This window comes from Paracoccus sp. (in: a-proteobacteria) (genome assembly GCF_030536915.1).
GTDB lineage: Bacteria > Pseudomonadota > Alphaproteobacteria > Rhodobacterales > Rhodobacteraceae > Paracoccus.
Map to the genome: position 1 here is coordinate 12,658 of NZ_JAUNPC010000024.1, position 26,057 is coordinate 38,714.

26 protein-coding genes are annotated in these 26,057 nt (G+C 68.8%); 18 read left to right on the plus strand and 8 right to left on the minus strand.

Annotation, left to right across the window (positions count from 1 at the left end; all coding sequences use genetic code 11):
• The first annotated feature begins 208 nt into the window (after window positions 1-208).
• The 7 genes from Q4F04_RS06310 to lexA all read left to right on the plus strand — a co-directional run bounded on the left by Q4F04_RS06310 (window position 209) and on the right by lexA (window position 5,811).
• The gene (locus Q4F04_RS06310) at window positions 209-793 is read left to right on the plus strand and encodes an aminodeoxychorismate/anthranilate synthase component II (protein ID WP_303368984.1); all 585 of its coding nucleotides are present in this window, start codon (window positions 209-211) and stop codon (window positions 791-793) included.
• On the plus strand, window positions 790-1,818 hold the full coding sequence (gene trpD, locus Q4F04_RS06315; RefSeq protein WP_303368985.1) for an anthranilate phosphoribosyltransferase: 1,029 nt from the start codon (window positions 790-792) through the stop codon (window positions 1,816-1,818). Before Q4F04_RS06310 ends, trpD begins: the two co-directional genes overlap by 4 nt.
• Before the next feature lie 53 nt (window positions 1,819-1,871).
• Window positions 1,872-2,522, plus strand: coding sequence for a uracil-DNA glycosylase (locus Q4F04_RS06320; protein ID WP_303368986.1), 651 nt, complete (start codon window positions 1,872-1,874; stop codon window positions 2,520-2,522).
• A 42-nt stretch (window positions 2,523-2,564) separates the two neighbouring features.
• Complete coding sequence (gene trpC, locus Q4F04_RS06325; RefSeq protein ID WP_303368987.1) at window positions 2,565-3,353, plus strand: indole-3-glycerol phosphate synthase TrpC; 789 nt, start codon at window positions 2,565-2,567, stop codon at window positions 3,351-3,353.
• Entirely contained in the window at window positions 3,350-3,823 is a 474-nt protein-coding gene (moaC, locus tag Q4F04_RS06330) for a cyclic pyranopterin monophosphate synthase MoaC (RefSeq protein WP_303368988.1), read from the plus strand. Before trpC ends, moaC begins: the two co-directional genes overlap by 4 nt.
• A 5-nt stretch (window positions 3,824-3,828) precedes the next feature.
• Window positions 3,829-5,010: a gephyrin-like molybdotransferase Glp gene (gene glp / locus Q4F04_RS06335; protein ID WP_303369008.1), complete on the plus strand. Its 1,182-nt coding sequence runs from the start codon at window positions 3,829-3,831 to the stop codon at window positions 5,008-5,010.
• A gap of 99 nt (window positions 5,011-5,109) precedes the next feature.
• Window positions 5,110-5,811: a transcriptional repressor LexA gene (lexA, locus tag Q4F04_RS06340; RefSeq protein ID WP_303368989.1), complete on the plus strand. Its 702-nt coding sequence runs from the start codon at window positions 5,110-5,112 to the stop codon at window positions 5,809-5,811.
• A gap of 1,020 nt (window positions 5,812-6,831) precedes the next feature.
• On the opposite strand, the gene recG is transcribed toward lexA, so the two are convergent.
• Complete coding sequence (gene recG, locus Q4F04_RS06345; protein WP_303368990.1) at window positions 6,832-8,967, minus strand: ATP-dependent DNA helicase RecG; 2,136 nt, start codon at window positions 8,965-8,967, stop codon at window positions 6,832-6,834.
• Between the two features lie 377 nt (window positions 8,968-9,344).
• Window positions 9,345-11,582: an NAD-dependent DNA ligase LigA gene (gene ligA, locus Q4F04_RS06350; RefSeq protein WP_303368991.1), complete on the minus strand. Its 2,238-nt coding sequence runs from the start codon at window positions 11,580-11,582 to the stop codon at window positions 9,345-9,347.
• A gap of 159 nt (window positions 11,583-11,741) precedes the next feature.
• On the opposite strand from ligA, the gene Q4F04_RS06355 reads away from it, so the two are divergent.
• The 5 genes from Q4F04_RS06355 to Q4F04_RS06375 all read left to right on the plus strand — a co-directional run bounded on the left by Q4F04_RS06355 (window position 11,742) and on the right by Q4F04_RS06375 (window position 16,308).
• A complete protein-coding gene (locus Q4F04_RS06355) occupies window positions 11,742-12,743 on the plus strand; it encodes a serine hydrolase (protein ID WP_303368992.1) in 1,002 nt (333 codons plus the stop codon).
• Window positions 12,744-12,774: 31 nt separating this feature from the next.
• The gene (locus Q4F04_RS06360; RefSeq protein ID WP_303368993.1) at window positions 12,775-14,586 is read left to right on the plus strand and encodes an ABC-F family ATP-binding cassette domain-containing protein; all 1,812 of its coding nucleotides are present in this window, start codon (window positions 12,775-12,777) and stop codon (window positions 14,584-14,586) included.
• A gap of 272 nt (window positions 14,587-14,858) precedes the next feature.
• Window positions 14,859-15,344, plus strand: coding sequence for a 50S ribosomal protein L21 (gene rplU / locus Q4F04_RS06365; RefSeq protein WP_368660704.1), 486 nt, complete (start codon window positions 14,859-14,861; stop codon window positions 15,342-15,344).
• Between the two features lie 3 nt (window positions 15,345-15,347).
• Complete coding sequence (gene rpmA, locus Q4F04_RS06370) at window positions 15,348-15,617, plus strand: 50S ribosomal protein L27 (RefSeq protein ID WP_303368994.1); 270 nt, start codon at window positions 15,348-15,350, stop codon at window positions 15,615-15,617.
• Between the two features lie 100 nt (window positions 15,618-15,717).
• Window positions 15,718-16,308, plus strand: coding sequence for a GNAT family N-acetyltransferase (locus Q4F04_RS06375; protein ID WP_303368995.1), 591 nt, complete (start codon window positions 15,718-15,720; stop codon window positions 16,306-16,308).
• Between the two features lie 12 nt (window positions 16,309-16,320).
• Here the strand turns inward: Q4F04_RS06375 and Q4F04_RS06380 are convergent, their stop codons facing one another.
• Window positions 16,321-16,818 (minus strand): hypothetical protein, encoded by a 498-nt coding sequence (locus Q4F04_RS06380; protein WP_303368996.1) that lies wholly within the window; start codon window positions 16,816-16,818, stop codon window positions 16,321-16,323.
• 126 nt (window positions 16,819-16,944) lie between these two features.
• Here Q4F04_RS06380 and Q4F04_RS06385 point away from each other — a divergent pair, with 126 nt between their 5' ends.
• Window positions 16,945-17,358 carry a SufE family protein gene (locus Q4F04_RS06385; RefSeq protein WP_303368997.1) on the plus strand — a complete coding sequence of 138 codons (414 nt, stop codon included), beginning with the start codon at window positions 16,945-16,947 and terminating at the stop codon, window positions 17,356-17,358.
• Between the two features lie 5 nt (window positions 17,359-17,363).
• Here Q4F04_RS06385 and Q4F04_RS06390 read toward each other — a convergent pair whose 3' ends face one another.
• Complete coding sequence (locus Q4F04_RS06390) at window positions 17,364-17,912, minus strand: glutathione peroxidase (RefSeq protein WP_303368998.1); 549 nt, start codon at window positions 17,910-17,912, stop codon at window positions 17,364-17,366.
• Window positions 17,909-19,075: a tRNA 2-thiouridine(34) synthase MnmA gene (mnmA, locus tag Q4F04_RS06395; protein WP_303368999.1), complete on the minus strand. Its 1,167-nt coding sequence runs from the start codon at window positions 19,073-19,075 to the stop codon at window positions 17,909-17,911. The genes Q4F04_RS06390 and mnmA overlap by 4 nt, the downstream gene beginning before the upstream one ends.
• Before the next feature lie 140 nt (window positions 19,076-19,215).
• Here mnmA and Q4F04_RS06400 point away from each other — a divergent pair, with 140 nt between their 5' ends.
• The 4 genes from Q4F04_RS06400 (at window position 19,216) to Q4F04_RS06415 (ending at window position 22,710) form a co-directional block, all read left to right on the plus strand.
• Window positions 19,216-19,497, plus strand: a complete 282-nt coding sequence (locus Q4F04_RS06400; RefSeq protein ID WP_303369000.1) for a DUF1153 domain-containing protein — start codon at window positions 19,216-19,218, stop codon at window positions 19,495-19,497.
• A gap of 85 nt (window positions 19,498-19,582) precedes the next feature.
• A complete protein-coding gene (gene ctrA, locus Q4F04_RS06405; protein WP_303369001.1) occupies window positions 19,583-20,296 on the plus strand; it encodes a response regulator transcription factor CtrA in 714 nt (237 codons plus the stop codon).
• Window positions 20,297-20,479: 183 nt separating this feature from the next.
• Complete coding sequence (locus tag Q4F04_RS06410; RefSeq protein WP_303369002.1) at window positions 20,480-21,433, plus strand: nucleoside hydrolase; 954 nt, start codon at window positions 20,480-20,482, stop codon at window positions 21,431-21,433.
• A 638-nt stretch (window positions 21,434-22,071) separates the two neighbouring features.
• The gene (locus Q4F04_RS06415; RefSeq protein ID WP_303369003.1) at window positions 22,072-22,710 is read left to right on the plus strand and encodes a YitT family protein; all 639 of its coding nucleotides are present in this window, start codon (window positions 22,072-22,074) and stop codon (window positions 22,708-22,710) included.
• A 1-nt stretch (window position 22,711) separates the two neighbouring features.
• Here the strand turns inward: Q4F04_RS06415 and Q4F04_RS06420 are convergent, their stop codons facing one another.
• Window positions 22,712-23,038 carry an arsenate reductase family protein gene (locus Q4F04_RS06420; protein WP_303369004.1) on the minus strand — a complete coding sequence of 109 codons (327 nt, stop codon included), beginning with the start codon at window positions 23,036-23,038 and terminating at the stop codon, window positions 22,712-22,714.
• 114 nt (window positions 23,039-23,152) lie between these two features.
• On the minus strand, window positions 23,153-24,484 hold the full coding sequence (locus Q4F04_RS06425; protein ID WP_303369009.1) for a DUF3422 family protein: 1,332 nt from the start codon (window positions 24,482-24,484) through the stop codon (window positions 23,153-23,155).
• Between the two features lie 153 nt (window positions 24,485-24,637).
• Between Q4F04_RS06425 and Q4F04_RS06430 the strand changes: the two genes are divergently transcribed.
• Window positions 24,638-25,147 carry a murein L,D-transpeptidase family protein gene (locus tag Q4F04_RS06430; RefSeq protein WP_303369005.1) on the plus strand — a complete coding sequence of 170 codons (510 nt, stop codon included), beginning with the start codon at window positions 24,638-24,640 and terminating at the stop codon, window positions 25,145-25,147.
• 92 nt (window positions 25,148-25,239) lie between these two features.
• Here the strand turns inward: Q4F04_RS06430 and Q4F04_RS06435 are convergent.
• Window positions 25,240-26,057 (minus strand): NAD(P)(+) transhydrogenase (Re/Si-specific) subunit beta (locus tag Q4F04_RS06435; protein WP_303369006.1); only part of this gene is annotated, 818 nt, incomplete at its 5' end.

Below are 26,057 nucleotides of genomic sequence, written 5' to 3' on the forward strand. Positions count from 1 at the left end.
GCCCGCCTTGCGGCGGTGCGAAAGCATCCGGCGGGGTTGACCCCCCGCGCGGCTTGGGAGCATCTATAGCCTACCGCCGCCGCCGGGCCATCCCCCTTTGGCGGCCCTGGAACCCCGACCCTGCTGCGAGGCGCCGATGACTTCCACGGCCATTGTCCGGCCTTCCTTCCCCGCCCCTGCGGCGGGCGCAAGAAGGCCGTCGATCCTGATGATCGACAATTACGACAGCTTCACCTGGAACCTCGTCCACTACCTGGGCGAGGCCGGGGCCGAGGTCGAGGTCATCCGCAACGACGCGCTGACGGTCGAGCAGGCGCTGGCGCGGGGGACCGACGGCATCCTCGTCTCGCCCGGCCCCTGCGCGCCGGGGCAGGCGGGGATCATCGTCCCCCTGATCCGGGCGGCAGCCGAGGTACAAGTGCCGCTGCTCGGCGTCTGCCTCGGCCACCAGGCCATCGGCGAGGCCTTCGGCGGCCGCGTCATCCGCGCCCCGCGCATCGTCCATGGCAAGACCGACGCCATCACCCATGACGGCACCGGGGTCTTCGCCACCCTGCCCTCGCCCCTTCGTGCCACGCGCTATCATTCGCTGACGGTGGAGCCCGAAAGCCTGCCAGACTGCCTGCGCGTCACCGCCACGGCAGGCGACGGCACGATCATGGGGCTGGCGCATCGCAGCCTGCCCATCGAGGGGGTACAGTTCCATCCCGAAAGCATCCGGTCCGAGCACGGGCACGAGATGATCGCCAACTTCCTGCGCCGCTGCTCCAACGCGGTCGAGACCGCCGCATGACCACACCGAACGACATCCGCCCGCTGATCGGGATCTCCGCCACCCGCCCACTGACGGGGGAAGAGGCCGAGGCGGCCTTCGGTGCGCTTTTCGACGGCAAGGCCACGCCCGCGCAGGTCGGCGGCCTGCTGATGGCCATGCGCGTCCGCGGCGAGACGGTGGACGAGATCGCCGCCGCCGTCCGCGCCATGCGCGCCCGCATGAACCGCATCACCGCGCCGGAAGGGGCCATTGACATCGTCGGCACCGGCGGCGACGGCAAGGGCACGCTGAACATCTCGACCGCGACCGCCTTCGTCGTGGCGGGCGCGGGCGTCCCCGTGGCCAAGCACGGCAACCGCAACCTGTCGTCGAAATCCGGCAGCGCCGACGCGCTGACGCATCTGGGGCTGGACGTCATGGGCGGACCGGCGCAGGCGCAGCAGTCGCTGGATGAATGCGGCATCTGCTTCATGATGGCGACCACCTATCATCCCGCCATGCGCCACGTCGGCCCCGCCCGGCACGAACTGGGCACCCGGACCATCTTCAACCTGCTGGGTCCGATGACGAATCCGGCGGGCGTCAGGGCGCAACTGACCGGCGCCTTTTCGGCCGAATGGCTGCGGCCCATGGCGGAAACCCTGCGCGAACTCGGCTCGACCTCGGCTTGGCTGGTCCATGGCGGCGACGGGACCGACGAGCTGTCCATCGCCGAGCCCAGCCGCGTGGCCCAGTTGAAGAACGGCGAGATCACCGAGTTCGAGATCTCGCCCGAGGACGCGGGCCTGCCCGTCCATCCCTTCGACCACATCGTCGGCGGAGAGCCCGCCCAGAACGCCGCCGCCTTGCGTGCGCTGCTGGACGGCGCGCCGGGCGCCTATCGCGATGCCGTGCTGCTGAATGCGGCGGGTGGGCTGGTCGTGGCGGGCCGCGCCGCGACCCTGTGCGAAGGAGCCGAGATCGCCCGCGAGTCCATCGACTCGGGCAAGGCCCGTGAACGCCTCGCCCGCCTCGCCGCGATAACCGGCGCACCGGAAGCCTGAGGGACTCCCGTGACGTCTTTCGGCCCAAAATATCCCCGCCGGAGGCTCCGGCCGTGACCCAGCCGCTGCCGCCGCCAGCCTGGGCGCATCTGCCCTTCTTCACCGAAGCCTGGCCCGCCATCCGCGACCGTCTGCGGGACCACGACTGGCTGCCCGGCCCCGAGCGCGTCTTCGCCGCGCTTCAGGCGGTCGCTCCGCAGGATGTCAGGGTGGTGCTGCTGGGACAGGACCCCTACCCCACGCCCGGCCATGCCAATGGCCTCGCCTTTTCGGTGAACAGGGGCGTGCCGCTGCCGCGCTCGCTCGCCAATATCTTCAAGGAACTCGAGGCAGAGACGGGCGCCCGCCCCGTCTCGGGCGACCTCACCCCCTGGGCACGACAGGGCGTGTTGCTGCTCAACACCGCACTGTCGGTCGAGCCCGGAAAAGCCGGCGCTCATGCCCGCTGGGGCTGGGAACGGCTAGCCCGCGAGGCGATTGCCGAGGCGCAGCGGCACGGCCCGCTGGCCTTCATCCTCTGGGGCGCCCATGCGCAGCGGGTGGCCGAGGGCCTGCCGCGCTCGCAGGACCTCGTGGTGCAAAGCGCCCACCCCTCGCCGCTATCGGCGAAGCGGGGCTTCTTCGGCTCGCGCCCTTTCAGCCGGGTGAACGACTGGCTGACCGAACATGACCTGCGCCCCATCGACTGGGTGGCAGCCGCCTGACGCGCGGTTGCTTCCGGCACCCGCTCGGGGCTAACTGCGGCCATGGATATTCTCGAACGCATCAAGAGCTACAAGCTTCAGGAAATCGCCGCCGCCAAGGCCGCGCGGTCGCTGTCCCTGGTCGAGGCCGACGCCCGCGCCGCGCCGCCCGTGCGCGGCTTTGCCCGCGCGCTGGCCGACAAGGCCGCGGCCGGACCGGCCCTGATCGCCGAGATCAAGAAGGCCAGCCCCTCCAAGGGTCTGATCCGTCCCGACTTCGACCCGCCACGTCTGGCCGAGGCCTATCAGGAAGGCGGCGCGGCCTGCCTTTCGGTCCTGACCGACGGCCCCTCGTTCCACGGTGCGCCCGAGTTCCTGATCGCTGCCCGCGAAGCCTGCGAGCTGCCGGTGCTTCGCAAGGATTTCCTGCACGACCCCTATCAGGTGGCCGAGGCCCGCGCCTGGGGCGCCGACTGCGTCCTGATCATCATGGCATCCGTGGACGACGCGCTCGCCGCAGAGCTTGAGGATGCCGCGACCCACTGGGGCATGGACGCGCTGATCGAGGTCCATGACGAATGGGAACTCGACCGCGCGATGCGGCTGTCCTCGCCGCTGCTGGGGATCAACAACCGCAATCTCAAGACCTTCGAGGTCGATATTCAGACGACCCTGCGGCTTGCCCCACGTATCGCGGGCGAGCGGGACGTGGTCTGCGAAAGCGGCCTCTTCACGGCGGGCGACCTGTCGCGGATGATGGAAGGCGGCGTCCGCCGCTTCCTCATCGGCGAAAGCCTGATGCGGCAGGATGACGTCGCCGCCGCCACCCGCGCCATCCTGGAGGTCGCATGACCCTCACCCATTTCGACGCCAGCGGTCAGGCGCATATGGTGGACGTTTCCAGCAAGGAGCCAACCGCCCGCGAAGCCGTGGCCGAGGCCGCCGTGGTCATGTCACCTGAAACGCTCGCGCTTGCCCAGGGCGGCGCAGCCAAGGGCGACGTACTGGGCGTGGCGCGGCTCGCCGGGATCATGGGCGCCAAGCGCACGGCCGACCTCATCCCGCTCTGCCATCCGCTGCCCTTGGACAAGGTGGCGCTGGACCTGATCCCCGACCCTGCGCTTCCCGGCATCCGCATCACCGCGACCGCACGCACCACAGGCCGCACCGGGGTCGAGATGGAGGCGCTGACCGCCGCCACCGTCGCCGCGCTGACCGTCTATGACATGCTCAAGGCCGCGCAGAAGGACATGCGGATCGAGGGCGTCCGTCTGCTGAAAAAGACCGGCGGCAAGTCCGGCACGTTTGAGGCCGCGCCATGAGCGGGCTGCTGACCGTCGATCAGGCGTTGGCGATGGTGCTGGACCTCGCGCAGCCGCCCGGCGCCGAGGACGTGGACATCCAGGATGCGCTGGGCCGGGTGCTGCTGCGCGACGCCGTCTCGACCATGACCCAGCCGCCCTTCGACTCGGCGGCCATGGATGGCTACGCGATGCGCGACGCCGACCTGCCGGGGCCGCTGCGCGTTGTGGGAGAGGCCGCCGCCGGCAGGTCTTGGGCCGGAACGCTGGCGGCAGGCGAGGCCGTCCGCATCTTCACCGGCGCCCCCGTGCCCGTCGGCGCTGACCGCGTGGTGATGCAGGAAGACATCGCCCGTGACGGCGACCGGATCACGATGACCGGCCAATCCGCCCGCACCCATATCCGCCTTCGCGGCAATGACTTCGCCGAGGGCGACCGTCTGCCCGCAGGCCGCCGCCTTTCGCCCGCCGACCTCGCGCTGCTGGCCGCGATGAATGTGCCGCGCGTGACCGTCGCCCGGCAGCCGCAGGTGGCCGTGCTGGCCGGAGGGGACGAACTGGTGCGTCCGGGCGAGGTTCCCGGCCCCGGCCAGATCATCAGCTCGAACGACATCGCGGTGGCGGCGCTTGCCCGCATGGCCGGGGCCGAGGCGCTGATCCTGCCGCTTGCCCGCGACACCGAGGACAGCCTGCGCCAAGCCTTCGGCGAAGCAAGGGGCGCAAGCCTGATCGTGACCATCGGCGGGGCCTCGGTCGGCGACCACGACCTGATCGGCCGCGTGGCCGAAGGCTTGGGGATGCAGCGCGCCTTTCACCGCATCGCCATGCGCCCCGGCAAGCCGCTGATGGCCGGGCGGCTGGGGGAGACTGCGATGCTGGGCCTGCCCGGCAACCCGGTCTCGGCCATCGTGACGGCGATCTTGTTCATGCAGCCCCTTCTGCGGCGGATGCAGGGCGAAAGCGACGCGGGACCGAGGCTTCGTCACGGCATCCTCGGCCGTGACCTGCCGCCGGAAGGCAACCGCCAGCATTACCTGCGCGCGACGCTGAGCGAGGACGAGCATGGCAACGTGGTCACGCCCTTCGAGGATCAGGACTCGGCTCGCCTGACGCTGATGGCCGGGGCACAGGCGCTGCTGGTCCGGCCGGCGGATGATCCGGCCCGGACGGCAGGGGAACGGATTCGCTACATCCCCCTGACTTGTTAACCTTTTGTTTAGGCGAATCGGGTTATTCATTGACGCGAGACGAGGTCGATCCTAGAACATAAGCCGAACGCACTCGTCAGGCTGGGGGACAAACACGCCGTGCTGACCAAGAAGCAGATCCAGTTGCTGGAATTCATCCAGTCCCGCATGGCTCGCGATGGCGTTCCTCCCTCATTTGATGAAATGAAGCTGGCGCTTGACCTGCGCTCGAAATCGGGAATCCACCGGCTCGTGACTGCCCTTGAGGAACGCGGCTTCATCCGTCGCCTGCCCCACCGCGCCCGCGCGCTGGAAATCGTCCGCCTTCCTGAAGCGCTGATGCGGGGCGAGGCAGAGGCAGCCGGGTTCAAGCCCCGCGTCATCTCGAACGACCGTCCGCCGCGTCCGCGCGGGGCGATGCCGGTTGTGGACAGCCCGGCGGTGGAACTGCCGGTCATGGGGCGCATCGCCGCAGGGGTGCCGATCGAGGCGATCTCCGAGGTGTCGCATCACATCGCGGTGCCCGGGACCATGCTGACGGGCCGCGAACACCACTACGCGCTGGAAGTGCGGGGCGATTCGATGATCGAGGCGGGGATAAACGATGGCGACGTGGTGGTGATCCGCGAACAGGACACGGCCGACAATGGCGACATCGTCGTGGCGCTTGTCGAGGGCGCCGAGGCCACGCTGAAGCGTTACCGCCGCCGCGGCGGGATGATCGCGCTGGAAGCGGCCAACGCGGCTTACGAGACCCGCGTGCTGCCCGAGGACAAGGTCCGCATCCAGGGCCGGCTTGTCGGGCTGATCCGCAGCTACTGAACGATCCTGCAGTCAGGATCAGGCGCAGCGGGACGGTTCTGTATTGCCTGCTCTGTCATGGGTGAACCTGACTGGCATGGGCCAGCGCATACCCGGTGCCAGGTGAAGGCGGCTGCAATCAGCACCGCCACAATCCCTTTTACTGCTTGGCACACCTTGGCTGCGCCTGGATCAAGCGCATGAACGCGGGGGTGCCTCACCATGTCCAGCTATCGCCTGCTGCGATGATGGCTGCAGGTAGCCCTTGGTTCTCTCTGCACAGTCGTGCGCTGATATGGCTGCCGGACCGCACAGGCTGGGTGCAGAACTCACTGATCTGCTTCCGTCAGCCAAGTGCGAGCAGACGGAAGCGCCTTCCTGCGCTTCCGGTCCGAGGCATCAGACAAGGGCTGGAAGCCACAGCATCGCAATCGTGGCAATCGCAATCGAAGCAACACAGAGCATGTCGCCCAGAACTTCGATTTCAAAGGATGGTTTCATCTCGGCGCTCCATCAATGTTAACGCTTTGTTCTCATCCCTGCGACCATCTGTAAAGAACTTTTAGCGAACATGCGGACGGAAGCTATCGTGGCGGCGTGTTCCAGGGGCTGCGGTCCCCGGTTCTGACGACAACCTTCCCATTGATTTGCAGGGTGATTTCCTCAAGCGCCTTGGCCACCGACAACAGCAGGCAGGCCGTTCCCGAGCAATGACGGAAGATCGGGTGTCATCCTTGCGGCTCGACGGCACAGCGCAGCGCATTGATTGCGATTCGCAGCCTGCCTGCCATTGACCGCCAGCAACGGCGATCAGTGTTCCGCATCCGCTTTCGCGAGGTTTCCAGACCCCGCAGCGCAGATAGGTGGCGCAATCATTGTCAGCGCCTGTAGCTGAACCATGGGCCTGTGAAGCGGTCGCACAGCTCCGGCCTGCATGTCATTGAGTTCGGGCAGGAATCCCGTTCAAGCAGGTTTCTGCAGCCTTGCAGAACAGGAAAAGGGATCAATGGCAGGCTGATGATGGCCCATGCGGGCTTTGACTCAGCCGGCCGCCATCAGGCCGATGGCGCGATCCTGTTCCATCAGCCACAGCAGCGTCCGAACCGCTCGTCCCCTCCCGCCCGAAAGATCGGGGTCCTGATCCAGCAGCAGGCGCGCGTCCTGCCTGGCCGTCGCCAGCAGCTCGGCTTGCCGTTCAAGGTCGGCCACGCGGAAACGCGGCAGCCCGGACTGAGCCGTCCCGATCACGTCGCCGGCGCCGCGCATGGCCAGATCCTCCTCGGCGATGCGGAAGCCGTCCTCGGTTTCGCGCAGGATCTGCAGGCGGCGGCGGGCGGATTCGGACAGCGGCTCGTGGTAGAGCAGAAGGCAGCTCGAGGCGCCTTCGCCCCTGCCCACCCGGCCGCGCAACTGGTGCAACTGCGCAAGGCCGAAACTTTCGGCGCGCTCGATCACCATGATGGTCGCTTCGGGGACGTTGACGCCGACCTCGATCACCGTCGTGGCGACCAGAAGCTGCGCACGGCCCACGGCGAAGTCGGCCATGGCCGCGTCGCGCGCCTCGGGCGGCATCTGGCCGTGGACCAGCCGGACGAGGTCGCCAAATCGCGCCCGCAGCATCTGGAAGCGGTCCTCGGCGGCGGTCAGATCCACGAGTTCGCTTTCCTCGACCAGCGGGCAGACCCAATAGGCCCGCGCACCCCGCGCCATGGCGGCCTGAAGCCGGGCCGCCACCTCCTCGATGCGCGAGTCGGGCAGCGCGGTCGTGACCACCGGCTTCCGGCCCGGTGGCTTTTCGTCCAGCACCGACAGGTCCATGTCGCCGTATTGCGCCAGCGCGAGACTGCGCGGAATGGGGGTCGCCGTCATCACCAGCATATCGGGGCGCTGGCCCTTGGCCGCGAGTTCCAGCCGCTGCGCCACCCCGAAGCGGTGCTGTTCGTCGATGACGGCCAGCCGCAGGTCGTGGAAGGTGACGCCGGGCTGGAAGACGGCGTGGGTACCGACCAGCGCAGCGATGCGGCCCGCCGCAAGGTCCGACAGCAGGGTTTCGCGCGCCTCGCCCTTGTCGCGCCCGGTCAGCAGGGCGATGCGGACGCCGGCAGCCTCGGCCAGCGGCATCAGCGCGGGAAGATGCTGGCGGGCGAGGATTTCCGTCGGCGCCATCAGCACGCCCTGCCCGCCCGCTTCGACCGCCGCCAGCAAGGCCAGCGCAGCGACCAGCGTCTTGCCCGACCCCACGTCGCCCTGCAGCAGCCGGTTCATGCGCTGGGGGCTGGCCATGTCGGCGGTGATCTCGGCCACGGCGCGGGTCTGCGCAGCCGTGGGGGGCCAAGGCAGCGCATTCAGCACCCGGTCCTGCAGCCGTCCGTCGCCTTTGGTGATCCGGCCTGCCGTGCGCCGGCGGTCGCGGCGGACCAGCGCAAGGGTCATCTGGTGGGCCAGCAGCTCGTCATAGGCCAGCCGCTCGCGCGCGGGGGACAGCAGCGACAGGTCGTCCATGCCCCTGGGGTCATGCGCAGCCTTGATGGCGGAAAGCCAGTCGGGCCAGCTGCGCTGAGCCAGGACCGAGGGCTCGATCCAGTCCGGCAGCGACGGGGAGCGGTCGATCGCGGCGGCGGCGGCGCGGGCGACCACCCGCTGGGTCAGGGCGCCCGCCAGCGGGTAGACCGGCTCGAAGCCGGACGGCGGCGGATCCGAGGGCGGCAGAATGTGGTCGGGATGGACCATCTGGGCGAGGCCGTCGAACAGTTCGACCTTGCCCGAGACGACGCGCGTGGCACCGATGGGAAGCTGCGATTCGATCCAGGGCGCGCGGGCGTGGAAGAAGACCAGCGCGAGGTCGCCCGAGTCGTCCGCGCAGATCACCCGCCACGGGCGGCCCCGGCTTGCGGGCTGGTGGTGGCGGAGGACACGAACAGTGACGGTGGCGATCTCGGGCGGGCGCAGGTCTGCCAGACGTGCGACCGTGCGGCGCGCGATTCCCGCGACGGGCAGGTGGAACAGCAGGTCGCGCGGTCGGGTGACGTTCAGCGCGGCAAAGGCCTCGGCCGCCTTGGGGCCGACGCCGGGCAGGGTTTCCACGCCAGCAAACAGGGGGAACAGGACGGGTGGACGGCCCTTTGGTGCCGAGGGACGCGGCACGGCGGGTTCGGAAGGCTCGGACGCGCTTGCCATGTCCGGCCCGTCCTTTCGTGCAGAGGGCGCTTCCCGCTGTTGCGTGGCGAAAAGACCGCCCTGCCTTTCCGCAGCGGCGGGATGCGCCGAAGCGCCGTTGTCTTCTGAATGCTGCGCCCTGCCCTTGGCGGGTCTTGCCAAGGCTTGGCCTTCCTCGGGCCGGGCGGATGCCCGGGTCCCCGCATCCGTGCAGGCGAGGTCACGATCCTCTGCAGGCCTGCCCGCGGGTCTTGGGGAGTTTGGTTCTTCTTCGGACCGGAAGGACGTCCGGGCCTTCTCGTGAAAGGCCGGGTCGTCCCGGTCCGGCCCGGTCCGCCGCGCAGGTCCAACCGCCCGCCCGCCCCCCGATGCAGGGCCACCGGGCGAACCGGCCCCCGTCACCCGCGAGCCATCGCCAGCCATTGGTCCTCGTCGATCACGCGGATACCGAATTCGGCGGCCTTTGCAGCCTTTGACCCCGCGCCCGGCCCGGCCACCAGCAGGTCGGTGCGCGAGGAGACCGAGCCTGCGACCTTGGCGCCCAGCGCCTCGGCCCGCGCCTTGGCCTCGGCGCGGGTCATCTTCTCCAGCGAGCCGGTGAAGACCACCGTCAGGCCGGCGATGGCGCTATCGGGTTTTGCCACCGGAGCAGCGGGTTCAACCGTCAGATGGGCCACCAGCCGGTCGATCACGGCGCGCTCAGCGGGCTGGGCAAAGCCTGCGGTCAGGGACTCTGCCAAGACCGAGCCGATGCCCTCGATGCCGGTCAGGTCGTCCCAGGCAGCGCGGGAGTCGGGCGGCACGGGCGGGTCGGCGGCCCAGACGGTGGCGCGTACGGCGGACACGGCGGCGCGGCGGCCTTGGACTGCGGCGGCGGCGCGTTCGGCGGCCACCGACTCATCCGCCGCGCGGTGGCGGGCGGCGGCGGGGGCGGCGGCGTCGAGGGCTGCGACCAGCGCCTCCCACGTGCCATAGTGGCGGGCGAGCGTGGCGGCGGCGACCTCGCCCACGTGGCGGATGCCCAAGGCGTAGATCAGGCGGGCCAGCGGGATCGTCCGGCGCTCCTCGATGGCGCGGAACAGGTTTTCGGCGGAACGCTCGCCCCAGCCTTCGCGGTTCTTCAGGCGCGCCAGCCCTTTCGCGTCGCGGGCGGCAAGGGTGAAGATGTCGGCGGGCTCGCGGATGGGCAGGGTCGGGTCGGCGAAGAATGCCTCGACCTGCTTGGCACCCAAGCCCTCGATGTCGAAGGCGGCGCGGGACACGAAGTGGCGCAGGCGTTCTATGGCCTGCGCGGGGCATCCGAGGCCACCAGAGCAGCGGCGAACAGAGTCGCCCGGCTCGCGGATCGCCTCGCTGCCGCATTCGGGGCAGGTCGTGGGGAAGGCGTAGGGTTCCGGGTTGATGCGGCGGGACAGGTCCACGTCGGCGATCTTGGGGATCACGTCGCCTGCGCGATAGACCTGCACCCAGTCGCCTTCGCGGATGTCGCGGCCCTCGCGGATGGGCTGGCCGCGCGAGTCGTGCCCGGCGATGTAGTCCTCGTTGTGCAAAGTGGCATTCGAAACGACGACGCCGCCGACCGTCACCGGCGTGAGGCGGGCGACAGGCGACAGCGCGCCGGTGCGGCCGACCTGGATCTCGATGCGGTCGAGGCAGGTCCAGGCGAGTTCGGCCGGGAACTTGTGGGCAAGCGCCCAGCGCGGCGTAGTGGCGCGGAAGCCGAGACGGTCCTGCAGGGAAAGGTCATCGACCTTGTAGACCACGCCGTCGATGTCGAAGCCCAGCGTGGCCCGGCGCTGTTCCAGATCGGACCAGACCGCCAGCAGGTCATCAACGCCGTGGCACAGGCGCGGGTCCGTGGTCCGAAAGCCCAGTTCCTCCAGCCGCCTGATCGCGCCGGATTGCGTGGTGGCCAGAGCCGCGCTGACCTCGCCCCAGCCATAGGCAAAGAAGCGCAATGGGCGGCGGGCCGTGATCGAAGGGTCAAGCTGGCGCAGCGAGCCCGCCGCCGCGTTCCGGGGGTTGGCGAAGGTGCGGTCAGCACCGCTTTCGTTCAGGCGTGCGAAGTCCGCGTGGGTCATGTACACCTCGCCGCGCACCTCCAGCACCTCGGGGGCGCCTGCCAGGGTCTGGGGGATGTCGGCGATGGTGCGGGCGTTGGCGGTGACGTTCTCGCCCACGGTGCCGTCGCCACGAGTCGCGGCCTGCACCAGTTGCCCGCCTTCATAGCGCAGGGACAGGGACAGGCCGTCGATCTTGGGCTCGGCCGTCATCGGCACGGGGGCATCGGCGGGCAGGTTCAGGAAGCTGCGGACGCGGGCCGCGAACTCGGCCACCTCGTCGCGCGAGAAGGCGTTTCCCAGCGACATCATCCGCTGCGCGTGGCGGACCTTGGCGAAGCGCTCGGACGGGGCTGCGCCCACGCTCTGCGTGGGGCTGTCGGGGGCGGCAAGCTCGGGGTGTTCGGCTTCCAGCGCGGCGAGGCGGCGCTTGAGCGCATCGTAGTCGGCGTCCGGGATGATCGGCGCATCGTCGCGGTGATAGGCGAGGTCGGCCTCGGCCACCCGTGCCCGCAGCGCCCCGATCTCGGCGGCGGGGTCCTGCAAGTGATCCGCCGTGCTGTCCAGCCCTGCCATGACTTCCGCCTCAAATGGGTCCCCAAGCGCGGGGACGCCTGCCGGATTTAGCGAGAGGCGGCGGCGCTTGTCCAGAAGGGCACCCCGCAGGCCTGTCCTCCATTCATCGTGAACTGCGTAAAACTTGCGCAGCGGCCGGCCGCACCCGACATCGCCTGCATGACATTATCCCGTCGCAGCCTGCTCGCCCTCGGCCTTGCCGTCCCTGCCCTTGCGCTGCCCTCGCTGGGCCGGGCGCAGCTGGACAGCCTTGACGCGGTCCTCGACGCCGCCGAGGTGCATGACCAGTTGCGCGCCATCGCCATCTGGCAGGGTGGCCGCGAGGTGGCGGCGCGAGGATATCACGGCTTCACGCCGGATCGGCCGACCAACATCAAGTCGGCGTCCAAGTCCGTCGTCTCGGCGCTGGCAGGGATCGCCATCGAACGCAGCGTGCTGACAGGTGCCGATCAACCCGTCGCAGAGGTGTTGCGCGACCAGTTTCCCGCGAAGCCGGACCCGAGGCTGTTCCGCGTGACGCTTGGCAACCTTCTGTCCATGCAGGCCGGGCTGGAACGGCAGTCGGGCCGGAACTACGGCGCCTGGGTCAGCAGCCGGAACTGGGTCCGGGCGGCGTTGGCGGCACCCTTCGTGGCGGACCCAGGCGGGCGGATGCTTTATTCCACCGCGTCGAGCCATCTCGTCTCGGCCATGCTGGCGCGGGCCTCGGGGCGCCCGACGCTGGCCTTGGCGCGCGAATGGCTGGACCTGCCGGGCTTCCGGATCGCCGATTGGGAGCGTGATCCGCAGGGCATCCATCTTGGCGGCAACCAGATGGCGATGAGCACGCGCTCGCTGCTGGCCTTTGGCGCGGGTTTCGCGGGCGGCGGCGCGGGGGTGATCCCGGCGGCTTGGATCGCGGAAAGCTGGAGGCCCCGGACGCAGTCGATGTTCACCGGCTCGGGCTATGGCTATGGCTGGTTTTTGGCGCGGATGGCCGGGCGGCCGGTCAACTATGGCTGGGGCTACGGCGGGCAGATGATCTATGTGGCGCCCACCCAGCGCGGACAGGCTGCGGTGGCGATCGCGATGACCTCGGACCCTGACCAGCCCTCGGGACGCACAGGCTACCGCGACGAGTTGCACGGGATGGCCGCGCGGCTGCTGAGGGTGCTTGGTTGACGGGCTGACGGCCCGCGGATAGTCGCCCACCATGGCCCGCGCACCTCTTCTGCAACTCACCGACATTTCCCTGACCTTCGGCGGCAACCCCGTCTTCGAGGGCTTGTCCCTGACGGTCCAGCCCGGCGACCGCGTGGCGCTGGTCGGGCGCAACGGCTCGGGCAAGTCCACGCTGATGAAGGTCATGGCCGGGATGGTCGAACCCGACGGGGGGGAGGTCATTGTCCCAACCGGCACGACCGTCGGCTACATGGAGCAGGACCCGGACCTGTCCGCCTTTGCCACGCTGGGCGAATTCGCCGCGGCAGGGCTGGGGCCGGGCGAGGAATACCGCGTCGAGATGGCCGCCGAGGGGCTGAAGTTCGACCCCCACCGCCCCGTCGCCACCGCGAGCGGCGGCGAGCGCCGGCGGGCGGCACTGGCGCGGCTGCTGGCCGAGGCGCCGGAACTCATGCTGCTGGACGAGCCGACCAACCACCTGGACATCGAGGCGATCGGCTGGCTGGAACAGCAATTGTCCGAGACCCGCGCGGCCTTTGTGCTGATCTCTCACGACCGCGCCTTTCTGCGGCGGCTGACCCGCGCGACCCTGTGGATCGACCGGGGCGAGGTGCGGCGGCAGGAAAAGGGCTTCGAGGCTTTCGAGGAATGGCGCGAGGAAACCTGGGCCGCCGAGGACGACGCGCGCCACAAGCTCGACCGCAAGATCAAGGCCGAGGCGCGCTGGGCCGTCGAAGGGATCAGCGCCCGGCGCAAGCGCAACATGGGCCGGGTACGGGCGCTGCAGGCGATGCGGGCGGAACGCGCGGCGCAGATCCGGCGGCAGGGCACGGCGGCGATGGCGCTGGAATCGGGGACCCAGTCGGGCAAGCGGGTGATCGAGGCCAAGGGGATCTCCAAGGCATTCGGCGAGCGGGTGATCCTGCACCCATTTGACCTGCGGGTGATGCGGGGGGATCGGGTGGCCTTCGTGGGGCCGAACGGCGCGGGGAAGACGACGCTGATCAAGATGCTGACGGGAGAGATTGCGCCAGACACCGGCGCGGTGACGCATGGCACCAACCTTGAGATCGCCGTCTTCGATCAGGCCCGTTCCTCCATCGACGACAACGTGTCGCTGTGGGAGGCGCTGACCAATGATCCCGCGATGCGGGTTTCGGGGCGCTCCGATCAGGTGATGGTGCGCGGGCAGCCGAAGCATGTCGTGGGGTATCTCAAGGATTTCCTGTTCGACGACGCGCAGGCGCGCGCTCCGGTCGGCAGCCTGTCAGGCGGAGAAAAGGCGAGGCTGCTGCTGGCGCGGATCATGGCGCGACCCTCGAACCTGCTGGTGCTGGACGAGCCGACGAACGATCTGGACATCGAGACGCTGGATCTGCTGCAGGACATCCTGGGCGAATACGACGGCACGGTGCTGCTGGTCAGCCACGACCGCGACTTCATCGACCGCGTGGCAGATACGACCGTGGCCATGGAAGGCGACGGCCGCGCCGTGATCTATGCGGGCGGCTGGAGCGACTACCGCGCCCAGCGCGGCGAGTATGCGCCCGAGGCCGTGGCAGCTCCTGCCCGGTCCGCGAAGGCCGAGCCGGTCAGGGCCGAGGCACCGCGCAGGAACGGCCTCAGCTTCACCGAGAAGCATCGGCTGGAAGCCTTGCCGGCGGTTATGGAGCGGCTTGAAGCCGAGATCGCGAAGCTGACCGAGTTCCTTGCGCAGCCGGACCTGTTCCAGACCGCGCCCGCCAAGTTCGCCAAGGCCTCGGAAGGACTGGCCGAGCGGCAGGCGGCCTTGGCGGAGGCTGAAGAGGAATGGCTCGCCCTGGCCGAGCGCGTCGAGGGCTGAGGCGCCGCAACCGGGGGCTTCGCTCCTCTATCGTCGCATACGACGATCCCGCGATATTTGCGCGAAGAAGATGAAGCCCGCGCGGCATCCGCGTTGACTCGGACGCGCAAATGCGCCATATACCCGCGACCGGCCGGGCTTGCGCCCTTGGCCGGCTGTTCATTTTAACACCACCCCGCAAGGGTGCGCTGTCCGAAGGCAGGGGCCTGCAAGGCCCGACGAACGCCGGGAAACCGGGGCCACAGGGCGCGGCAGACGAAAGAGACGAGACGATGTTCGCAGTCCTGAAGACGGGCGGCAAGCAGTACCGGGTGCAACCCGGTGACGTGCTGCGCGTCGAGAAACTGGCCGCCGAAGCCGGCGAAAAGGTACAGTTCAACGAGATCCTGATGATCGGCTCGACCATCGGCGCGCCCCTGGTCAGCGGCGCCGGTGTGGTGGCCGAGGTCATCGACACCATCAAGGCCGACAAGGTCATCACCTTCCACAAGCGCCGCCGCAAGCATTCCTCGCAGCGCACCCGTGGGCACCGCCAGCAACTGACGCTGCTGCGCGTGACCGAACTGCTGGAAACCGGCGCGGACTCGTCGGACGTCAAGGCGGCCGTGGGCGCGCGTGCGGCGGGCCGCAACCGCGTTGAAGGCGACGACCGCTATGCCCTGAACAAGACCGAGCAGGCCGAGATGGCCCGCCGCGTCGCCAGCGGCGAAGCCGCCGAGAAATCGGCCGAGCCCGCCACCACCGCTGAGGAGAACTGATCCATGGCACACAAGAAAGCAGGCGGCTCGTCCCGGAACGGCCGCGATTCCGCCGGTCGCCGCCTTGGCGTCAAGCTGTTCGGCGGCCAGTCGGTCGTCGCCGGCAACATCATCGTGCGTCAGCGCGGCACCCAATGGTGGCCGGGCCAGAACGTCGGGATGGGCCGCGACCACACGCTGTTCGCCCTGACCGAAGGCACCGTGAGTTTCCGCAAGGGCCTGAAGGGCCGAACCTTCATCTCGATCGAACCCGCGGCCACCGCGGCCGAGTAAGCCGATCGGCGCAAGCACATTGCAACGGGGATCGGCGCGGCCGGTCCCCGTTCGCATTTCAGGTTCGCCGCCCAGCCGGCGACACACTGGGGGAGCAGCGATGGATCAACCCGAACTCTTGACCGGCAGCCGGCCTCATGGCGCGACGGCGCCGGATCTTGCGCAGCCGGACGCCCAGGCAGCGATCCCGGCCGGCCGGTTCCTGCTGCGCCCGCTCCGTACCTCGGATGCGGGGCTGATCCAGCATTACACCGCAGACCGCCGCGTGGCCGAGGGGACTCGGGCCATTCCCCATCCCCTGCCGCCCGGCGCGTCCGAGCAATATGTCGCCCGCGCCATGGCCGCCAACCGGACCGAGGATGTCTGGGCCATCGATGCGGCCGATTCGGGGCTGGGCGAGCTTCTGGGCGTTGTCTCACTGACGCGGATCGAGCCTGACCGGTCCGAGCTCGGTTTCTGGATCGGCTCGGGCTTCTGGAACACGGGCGTCGCGACCGAGGCCGTGCAGGCGCTGGTGGCGGCGAACCCGCATCGCTCGCGCACGCTGTTCGCCGAAGCGTTCCAGGACAATCCCGGTTCGGCCAAGGTGCTGACGAACGCGGGCTTCGCCTATCTCGGCGATGCGGAAAGCTGGTCGGTGGCGCGGGGCGCGCTGGTGCCGACCTGGACCTATCTGCGCCAGATGCGCTGAGGCGCAAACGCCTCAGACCCCCAGCGAGATCGCGTTGGCCGCACCCGTCACGAGGACGGATTCAGTCCGCGCCAGCACCGAGGAGCCGAGCGGCAGGGCCACCGTCAGGGTGTCGGCGCCGGGCTGCGCGGGCATCCGGGCGGCAGGGGCCTCGGCAGGCGGCGGCGCGCCGACCAGCCGCAGCCGCAGCACGCCGTCGGGATCGGGCAGCACCCTGTCGCCGGGCCGGGGCGTGGCCGTCACAAGCTCGACATTCCACCAGCCCTTGGTCGGCGGCATCGCCGTGACGACCAGAAGGCGGCCTTCCAGCGTCTGCTCCCACCGCGCCGACAGCACCTGCGCCACCGGCAGGCGCGCGTCGTCGCGGATGTCATAGCCGTCCTCGGGCACAAGCGTCTGCGGCGCGCGGGGGGCGCGCTCTCCTCCGAACCAGCGCATGGGGTTCAGGCTGCTGTCGCCGCAACCGGCGAGCATCAGGCAGGCGGCCATCGGCCAGATTGCGCGGTTCATCGGCAGGCTTCCCCTTCTTGCATCCTGCCGGTGATAGGACATCGGCGGCGGACCCGGAAGGGGCGCTTTGACCTTGGCCACCCGAGGCATTATATCACGCGCCCGCAGCAGACGCAGGAAGCCAGCATGGCCACGCCCGCCTTTGAAGACATCGCCGACACCTTCGACTTCCTCGACAGTTGGGAAGACCGCTACCGCCATGTGATCGAGCTTGGCCGCGCCATGCCGCCGATGGACCCGGCACTGCAGGTTCCCGCCACCAAGGTCGAGGGCTGCGCGAGCCAGGTCTGGATCATGCCGCGTATTCAGGATGGCCGCTTCGACTTCCAGGGCGACAGCGACGCGCTGATCGTGCGCGGGCTGATCGCCGTGCTGCACGCGCTGTATTCCGGCCTGCCGGTGGATGCGGTCGAGAAAGTCGATGCCCCGGCCGAGCTTGGCCGGCTGGGCCTTGACGCGCATCTGTCGGCCCAGCGGTCGAACGGGCTGCGCGCCATGGTCCAGCGCATCCGCGACAGCGCCGCCGCCGCGGTCGCCTGACCCCCTCAGGCGGGCTCGGCCAGGGCGCGGTCGATGGCCGCGACCAGCCGCGGATCGTCCGCCGCCACGTCCGGGGCGAAGCGCCCGATTACCTTTCCGTCGCGGCCGACCAGGAACTTCTCGAAGTTCCACTGCACCTCGGGGGCGGGGTTCACGGGAATCCCGAAGCCTTCCAGCCGAGTGCGCCACGGCCCGTCGCCCTCGGCCTGCGGCGCCTCGGCGATCAGGCGGGCGTAAAGGGCGTGCTTGTCCGCGCCTGCGACCGAGGCCTTGGCAGCCAGCGGAAAGCTCACGTCAAAACGGCTCTGGCAGAAGTCGAGGATCTCGGCGTCCGTGCCCGGTTCCTGCTGCTTGAAGTCGTTGGCAGGCACGCCGAGGATGACCAGCCCTTGGTCCTTCTTCGCGCGATGCAGGGCCTCAAGCCCCTCATACTGAGGGGTCAGGCCGCATTTCGAGGCGACATTGACGACCAGCAGGACTTTGCCCGCCCAGTCGGCCAGCCGGGCCTCTTGGCCGTTGTTCATCCTGATCCCGATTTCGGCCAGTTCGCTCATCGGCGTGATTCCCTTCTGGTGATCCAGCCGCCGCCCAGCACGCGGGTCGAACCGGCTTCGTAGAAGACGCAGGCCTGTCCGGGGCTGACGCCCTGTTCGGCCTCGGCAAGAACGACCTCGGCCGTGGTCGGGCCGGTCGGGCGCAGCATCGCCGGCGCGGGCGGCCGGGTCGAGCGGATGCGGACGGCGATCTCGCGTTCCGCCACATCGGTGAAGGCGCCGGCGCCCAGCCAGTTGACCTCGGCCACCGGCACGGTCCGGGTCGCCAGCGCCGAACGCGGCCCGACGACGACATGGCGCGCCTCGGGGTCCAGCCGGACGACATACAGCGGATCGCCCAGGCCGCCGATGCCGAGGCCGCGGCGCTGGCCGATGGTATAGTGGATCACGCCGCGATGCTGCCCCAGCATGTTGCCGTCCATGTCCACGATGTCGCCCGGATCGGCGGCGCCGGGGCGCAGCTTCTCGATCACCGCGGCATAGTTGCCTTCCGGCACGAAGCAGATGTCCTGGCTGTCCGGCTTGTCGGCGACGACCAGCCCGTAACGCGCGGCAAGCGCCCGCGTTTCCGCCTTGCTGACAAGGCCGCCCAGCGGAAAGCGCAGGAACTCCAACTGCTCACGGGTGGTCGAGAACAGGAAGTAGCTCTGGTCGCGGTTGCCGTCCGCGGCCATGTGCAGTTCGGCCCCGTCGGGACCTTCCAGCCGGCGGATGTAGTGGCCCGTCGCCATGCAGTCGGCGTCAAGCTCGCGCGCCGTTTCCAGCAGGTCGCGGAACTTCACCCGCTCGTTGCAGCGGATGCAGGGGACCGGGGTGGCCCCCGCGAGATAGGCGTCGGCGAATTCCTCGATCACCGACTCGCGGAAGCGGTTTTCATAATCCAGCACGTAATGCGGGATGCCGATGCGTTCGGCCACGCGGCGGGCGTCGTGGATGTCCTGGCCGGCGCAGCAGGCGCCCTTCTTCTTCAGCGCGGCGCCGTGGTCATACAACTGCAAGGTGACGCCGATCACGTCATAGCCTTCCGACTTGAGCAGCGCGGCCACGACAGAACTGTCGACGCCGCCGGACATGGCGACGACGACCCGCGTTTCGGCGGGGGTGCGGGCAAAGCCGAGGCTGTTGAGGGCGGGCGCGGTGCGGCGCGGATCTTGGACTGTCACGGGAATGTCCGTTCAGACGGGAAATGGCAGAATGCCCGAATATACGAAAAATGCCGATTGTTTCAACCGGCTCGCATTCACCGGGACTTAACGGCTTGATGGCACAGAGGGACAGACGGCAACCACGGGGAAAGCAAGCCATGTTCGTCCGAAAATCTTTGCGGCCTAGGACGGCGACACTGGGGGATGGCAGCGTGCTGACCCTTGCGGACCTGCCATCGGGAACGGAACGCTGGGTCGCCCGGCGCAAGGCGACGGTGGTGCAGGCCATCGACCACGGGCTTCTGACCCGCGACGAGGCGATCGCCCGCTATGGCCTCAGCGAGGAGGAACTGGACGGCTGGATCACCACCTCCTCGCGCCTGGGGCCGGCGGCGCTGAAGGTGAAGGCGATCCGGAAAAACCGCCTGCGCGCAACCTGAGGCTGATTCGTGATGGCGTGCTAACCGGATCTTAACTATTAGGTCCCTAACGTGAGGCATCACGGAACACGAGGGAGACCAAGTCATGCGGATCCTGCTGGTCGAGGATGATCCGACCACCGCGCGCAGCATCGAACTGATGCTCAGCCACGCCAATTTCAACGTCTACCTGACCGACATGGGCGAGGAAGGCGTGGATCTTGCCAAGCTGTATGACTACGATCTGATCCTGCTGGACCTGGACCTGCCCGACATGAACGGGATGGAGGTCCTGCGCCAGATCCGCCTGTCGCGCGTGGACACGCCGATCCTGATCCTGACGGGTTCCGACGACACCGAGATCAAGCTGCGCGGATTCGGCTTCGGCGCCGACGACTACATGACCAAGCCCTTCCACCGGGAAGAGCTGGTCGCCCGCATCCAGGCCATCATCCGCCGGTCCAAGGGCCACAGCCAGGCCATCATCCGCACCGGGCGCATGGTCGTCAACATCGACGCCCGCTCGGTCGAGGTGGACGGGCGCGCGGTGAACCTGACGGGCAAGGAATATCAGATGCTCGAGCTGCTCAGCCTGCGCAAGGGCACGACGCTGACGAAGGAGATGTTCCTGAACCATCTCTACGGCGGCATGGACGAGCCGGAACTCAAGATCATCGACGTCTTCATCTGCAAGCTGCGCAAGAAGCTCAGCGAGGCTCTGGGCGGCGAGAACCACATCGAGACGGTCTGGGGCCGCGGCTATGTCCTGCGCGACCCGCAGGAATCGGTCCGGGCCGAACGGATGGCCGTCGGAGCCTGAGCCGTCCGCCCTTCATGGCGCCTCGGCGTTTTCAGGCAACAGGGCTTGCCGCCCTTGGCCACGGCATCAAGCCGCGTGGTTCCGGTGGTCTGCTCGTCCTGCGCCCCGGCGTCTTCTGAGATCATGCCCCTTCCCTGCCCCGGCGAGATGGGGCAATCCGGGATGTGACATGAGGGGCAGGCCATGACGCAGAAGATCATCATCGACACCGATCCGGGCCAGGATGACGCCGTGGCGATCCTGCTCGCGCTGGGCGCCCCCGAACTTGAGGTGCTGGGCCTCACGGTCGTTGCCGGAAACGTTCCGCTCTCCCTGACGCTGCGCAATGCCCTGCAGATCTGCGAGCTTGCCGGCCGTCCCGACCTGCCCGTCCATGCCGGCTGCAAGGAACCGCTGGAGGGCCGGCTGATCACGGCCGAGCATGTCCATGGCGAGTCCGGCCTTGACGGCGTGGAATTGCCCGAGCCCACGATGCCGGTCGCCCCCGGCCATGCCGCCGATTTCATCGTCGAGACGATCCGGCGAGAGCCTGCGGACAGCGTGACCCTTGTGCCCATAGGTCCGCTGACCAACATCGCCGAGGCGTTCCGCCGCGCCCCCGACGTCTCCGGGCGGGTCGGGCGCATCGTCCTGATGGGCGGCGGCACCTTCGGCAACGTGACGCCCGCCGCCGAGTTCAACATCCACGTCGATCCCCTAGCCGCCGCCGAGGTCTTTGCCTCGGGCGCCAATCTGGTGGTCCTGCCGCTTGATGCGACGCACAAGGCGCTGACCAGCCGCGACTGGATCGAGACGGTGCGCGCGGCCGGCCCTGTCGGCGCTGCGGTCGCCGGCTGGACCTCGTCCTACGAACGCTTCGACCGCGAGAAATACGGCGCCGAGGGCGCGCCGCTGCATGATCCCTGCGCCGTCGCCTGGCTGATCGACCCGACCCTTTTCACGGGGCGTCGCATCAATGTCGAGATCGAGACCGGGGGCCAATGGACCCGCGGCATGACCGTCGCCGACTGGTGGGGCGCGACGGACCGCGCGCCGAACGCGCTCTTCATCCGCGATCTGGACCGTGACGGGCTGTTCCGCCTTTTGGCCGACCGCATCGCCCGGCTGGACGCAGGACACGCCAGCGCCACACGATAGGGCACGACGAGCCGCCTTTGTCGGCAAAAGGCGGTATCTGGTGCCGCAAACGCCTGCGGCATGGTCAGTCGAGGCGGAATAATTCCTCGAAGACAGCTACTTTCAGAGCCTTCATCGCTCGTCGCCGACGTCACAAGTCCGCCGAGCAAGTCTGTCTGACCTTTCGGGTGGCCCCTTGATCGTCACCAGCCTTGTTCCCTAGGGTCAACCAGGCGAGCCATGCCAAGGCTGCCCACCACATCTTCGGCGCGGCGAAGCCTTCAGGCTCTGCACAGCGGAACATGCAGGCGTTCCCTTGGCCCAAAGGGAGTTCTGATCCGATCGAAGCAGTCGAGCAACAATCGTCTTTCCCTTGTCGTCAAGCGGGCAGTACCCGTCAGCGCCGTTCCTGTGCAGGCTGCCAACTTCTGGCCGGGGCTGCATGGGACGATGGAATGCAGATCACCTGGCGATCCTCGGGCAAAGCTGGCGTCCTTCCCCGCCTGCGCTGCAGGAAACCGCATCGGGACCTCGCGGTGGCAGTTCCATCCCCCGCGATGCCGGAGGCCGGATTCGCGCCTGACCTGCGGACAAGACGCGTCATCGGGACCCGCACGGCCCCTCTGGACAGGGCAGCCCGCCTTCGGCATCCCCGCGCCATGAACAGCGCCACGCCGACTGCCCCGGACAGCCCTGCACTGCCCCAGCCTCATCCGCACAGCCGGCTGGAGGATGCCCAAGGCATTGCTTTCGGCGCGGTGATGGCTGCCTTCGGGGCGTTGCTGCTGGGCAGCGCGGGGCTGATCACCGGGCAGCTTGCGGGGCTTGCGCTGCTGATCTCGCAGGCGACCGGCTGGGGGTTCGGGCCGGTCTATCTGGTGCTGAGCCTGCCCTTCTACGGCTTCGGCTACCGGCGGATGGGCTTGGGATTCCTGCGCCGCACCATCGCGGCGGTGCTGCTGATGGTGGTGGCCTCGATGCTGCTGCCCAAGCTCATCAGCTTCGACAGCCTGCATCCGGGCGCGGCAGCTCTGCTGGCGGGCTTCGTCTCGGGCTCGGGGCTGCTGGCGCTGTTCCGGCATCGCACCAGCCTGGGCGGGATCGGGGCCGTGGCGCTGGACCTTCAGGACCGCTTGGGGGTCAAGGCGGGCTGGGTGCAGATGGGCTTCGACGCGGTGCTGTTCGCCGTCGCGCTCATGCTTCTGCCGCTGGACCGGGTGCTGTGGTCGGCCCTGGGCGCGGCGGTCCTGAACCTCGTCATCGCGATCAACCACCGCCGCGACCGCTATATCGTCTGATTCACGCGGGCACCCCGAGTGCGCGCTTGACGCTTGCTGTCCAGCCCAGGAACTGCTGGTCCCCGGCGACGATGGCGGGGCGCTTCATCACCGAGGGCCGCGCCTCAAGCATCGCGACGGGGTCCTCGGCGCGTTCTTCCTCGGACATGCCGCGCCAGGTCAGGCTTGCCCGGTTGATGAGCTTGTCGCCGAAATCCGACACCAGGCGCGCGCGCTCATCCTGCGACAGCGGCGCGTCCCTGACATCGCGGAAGTCCACGCTCCAGCCGGCTTCCTCAAGCGCGGCCTGCGCCTTCTGGCAGGTCGAGCAATGCGAAAGCCCGAGCATGGCCAGCCGTCGTGCGTCCTTCGCCATCAGATGAACGGAACCAGCGGCACGCCGCAGGCGGCCAGCGCCAGCAGCGCGGAAAGGGCAAGCAGGGTCTTCATCATCTTCTCCGTGTCAAAGATCGCCATGGCCGGAACGGTCGCCCGCGGCATCGTGCAGCCGCGCCCGGACCCGCCGCATCCCCAGCCAGACGGCAAGGACCACCAGCGGCGTCAGCGCGGCGATGACGATGCTGCGCTCGATCCCCGCGGATGCGGCGAAAGGATAGACCGCATAGCCCAGAAGGCCAACGGCGTAGTAGCTGATGGCGACGACGGACAGCCCCTCGACCGTGTGCTGCAGGCGCAGTTGCAGGTCGGCGCGGCGGTCCATGCGTTCCAGCAGCGCCTGGTTCTGGCCGCTGCGCTGGACATCGACGCGGGTCCGCAGCAGCTCGCCCGCCCTTGCGGCGCGGTTCACCATCGCGTCCAGCCGCAGTTCCGCCGATTGCACCGTCCGCATCGCGGGCAGAAAGCGGCGCACCATGAATTCGTTCAGCGTCTGGCGGCCCTGAAAGCGCGTCTCGCGCAAGGACGCGATGCGGTCATGGACGATCGCCTCGTAGGCCCGTGTCGCGCCGAAGCGGAAGCCGTGCTGCGTTGCCGCCGATTCGAGCTTGAGCGACAGGGTCAGCAGCTCCTGCAGCACGGCTTCCGCCGGGCGGGTGTCGTCGCCCAGCCGCTCGACCAGCGCGGTCAGACGGGTTTCCAGCGCATTCATCGTCGCGTTCAGCGCCCGCACCCGCGGCAGCGCCAGCATCGACATGGCGCGATAGGTTTCCAGTTCCAGCAGCCGCTGGACGATGCGCCCGAGCCGCCCTGCTCCAAGCTCGGGGGACGCGAAGACGGCGAAGCGCATCCAGCCCGCCGGGTCGATGCGGAAGTCGGTGGCGACCACCGCCGTGCCGTCCAGCACCTGCACCGCGACCAGCCCGTCGGCCGCGAACCAGGACGACAGAAGCGGCGTGATCGCATCGGGATCGTCCGGCATCGGCGCGACATGGACCATCGCCGCCGCCACCCGGCGTCCCGGCGCACGGGCCTGCCAGTCGGCGGGGAACATCTCGGCCAGCGCGGGGTCGAAGGGACGATGCGGCCGGCCGGGGGTGAAGCCGGCGTAGCTGACGAACTCGGTATGGCTTTCCCAGCGCAACTCGTGCCGGCCGAGTTGCGCGGCATAATGGCCGGCATCGGTCTGCGGCACCGGCGCGCCGTGCCGCATGACCAGTTCGGCCAGATGCGCGATGTCGAGGCTGCGGTCGCGGTTGGCGGCGTCCCGAGGCTCCTTGAAGGCCAGGTAGACCGCCGTGCAGGGCACCGCCAGCCGCGGCGAGGGGCGGGCGTGCAGTTCGTTCACCATCTCGTAGCGCAGGGGGTGGTCCAGGGGCTGCGGGGCAGAGGGGGGCATCGGCAGGGGTTGGGTCATGGACTGACGAAAGCCGCAAAGATGCGCCGGGCGCAAGCCGTCCCCTAAAGGGGCAATGAGGCGTTCGTGATCGGCCCTGCCGTTGCGCCGGCGAGGGCCTTTGGGCAGGATGAACGGAAAACCACGGGACAGATGATGAAACGCACGCTTCGATTGTCGGTGGCCGCGCTGCTTGTGGCGCTGGCCGCCTCTTGTGCGCCCAGCAAGTTCAAGACCTACAACGGGCCTCCGGTCACGCAGATCGTGGTGAACAAGTCGGCCCGGCAGATGCTGTTCCTGAGCGGATCGAACCTGATCGGAGGCTACAACATCGGCCTTGGGAACGAGCCGATCGGTCACAAGCAGTTCTCGGGCGACGGCAAGACGCCCGAGGGGCTTTACCATATCGACCGGCGGAACCCGAACAGCCGCTATCACCTGTCCATCGGGGTGTCCTATCCCAACCCGCAGGACAGCGGCTTCGCGCTGATGCAGGGCAAGCATCCCGGCGGCGACATCTTCATCCACGGGCAGGGGCCCGAGGGACAGGCGCTGGCGCCGCTCAAGCGGGACTGGACGGCGGGCTGCATCGCCGTGACCGACGCCGAGATGGAGGACATCTACGCCATGGTCCGCGACGGAACGCCGATCCTGATCAATCCCTGAGCAGGCCGGCCCCGGAAAGCGCCTTGTCCCGGTCCCGGAATGCAAGAACCCCCGCACGATGGGGGGGGGTTCTTTCGTTTCAGCGCCTCTGATCAGGAGATCATCGGCAGCAGCGCGTCCAGCGACTTCTTTGCATCGCCGTAGAACATGCGCGTGTTCTCCTTGTAGAACAGCGGGTTCTCGATGCCCGAATAGCCGGTGCCCTGCCCGCGCTTGCTGACGAACACTTGCTTGGCCTTCCAGACCTCCAGCACCGGCATCCCGGCGATGGGGCTGTTGGGGTCTTCCTGCGCGGCCGGGTTCACGATGTCGTTCGAGCCGATGACGATCACCACGTCGGTCGAGGGGAAGTCCTCGTTGATCTCGTCCATCTCCAGGACGATGTCATAGGGGACCTTGGCCTCGGCCAGAAGCACGTTCATGTGGCCCGGCAGGCGGCCGGCGACGGGGTGGATGGCGAAGCGCACCTCTTTGCCCGCGGCGCGCAGCTTGCGGGTCAGTTCGCTGACCGACTGCTGCGCCTGCGCCACGGCCATGCCGTAGCCCGGGACGATGATGACGCTGTCGGCCTCGTTCAGCGCCGCCGCCACGCCGTCGGCGTCGATGGCGATCTGCTCGCCCTCGATCGCCATCGCCGGTCCCGCCTCGCCGCCGAAGCCGCCGAGGATCACGCTGATGAAGCTGCGGTTCATGGCCTTGCACATGATGTAGCTGAGGATCGCACCCGAGGAACCCACAAGCGCGCCGACCACGATCAGCAGGTCGTTGGACAGCGTGAAGCCGATCATCGCCGCGGCCCAGCCCGAGTAGCTGTTCAGCATCGACACCACCACCGGCATGTCGGCGCCGCCGATGCCCATGATGAGGTGCCAGCCGATGAAGCCCGCGATGATCGCCAGCAGGATCAGCC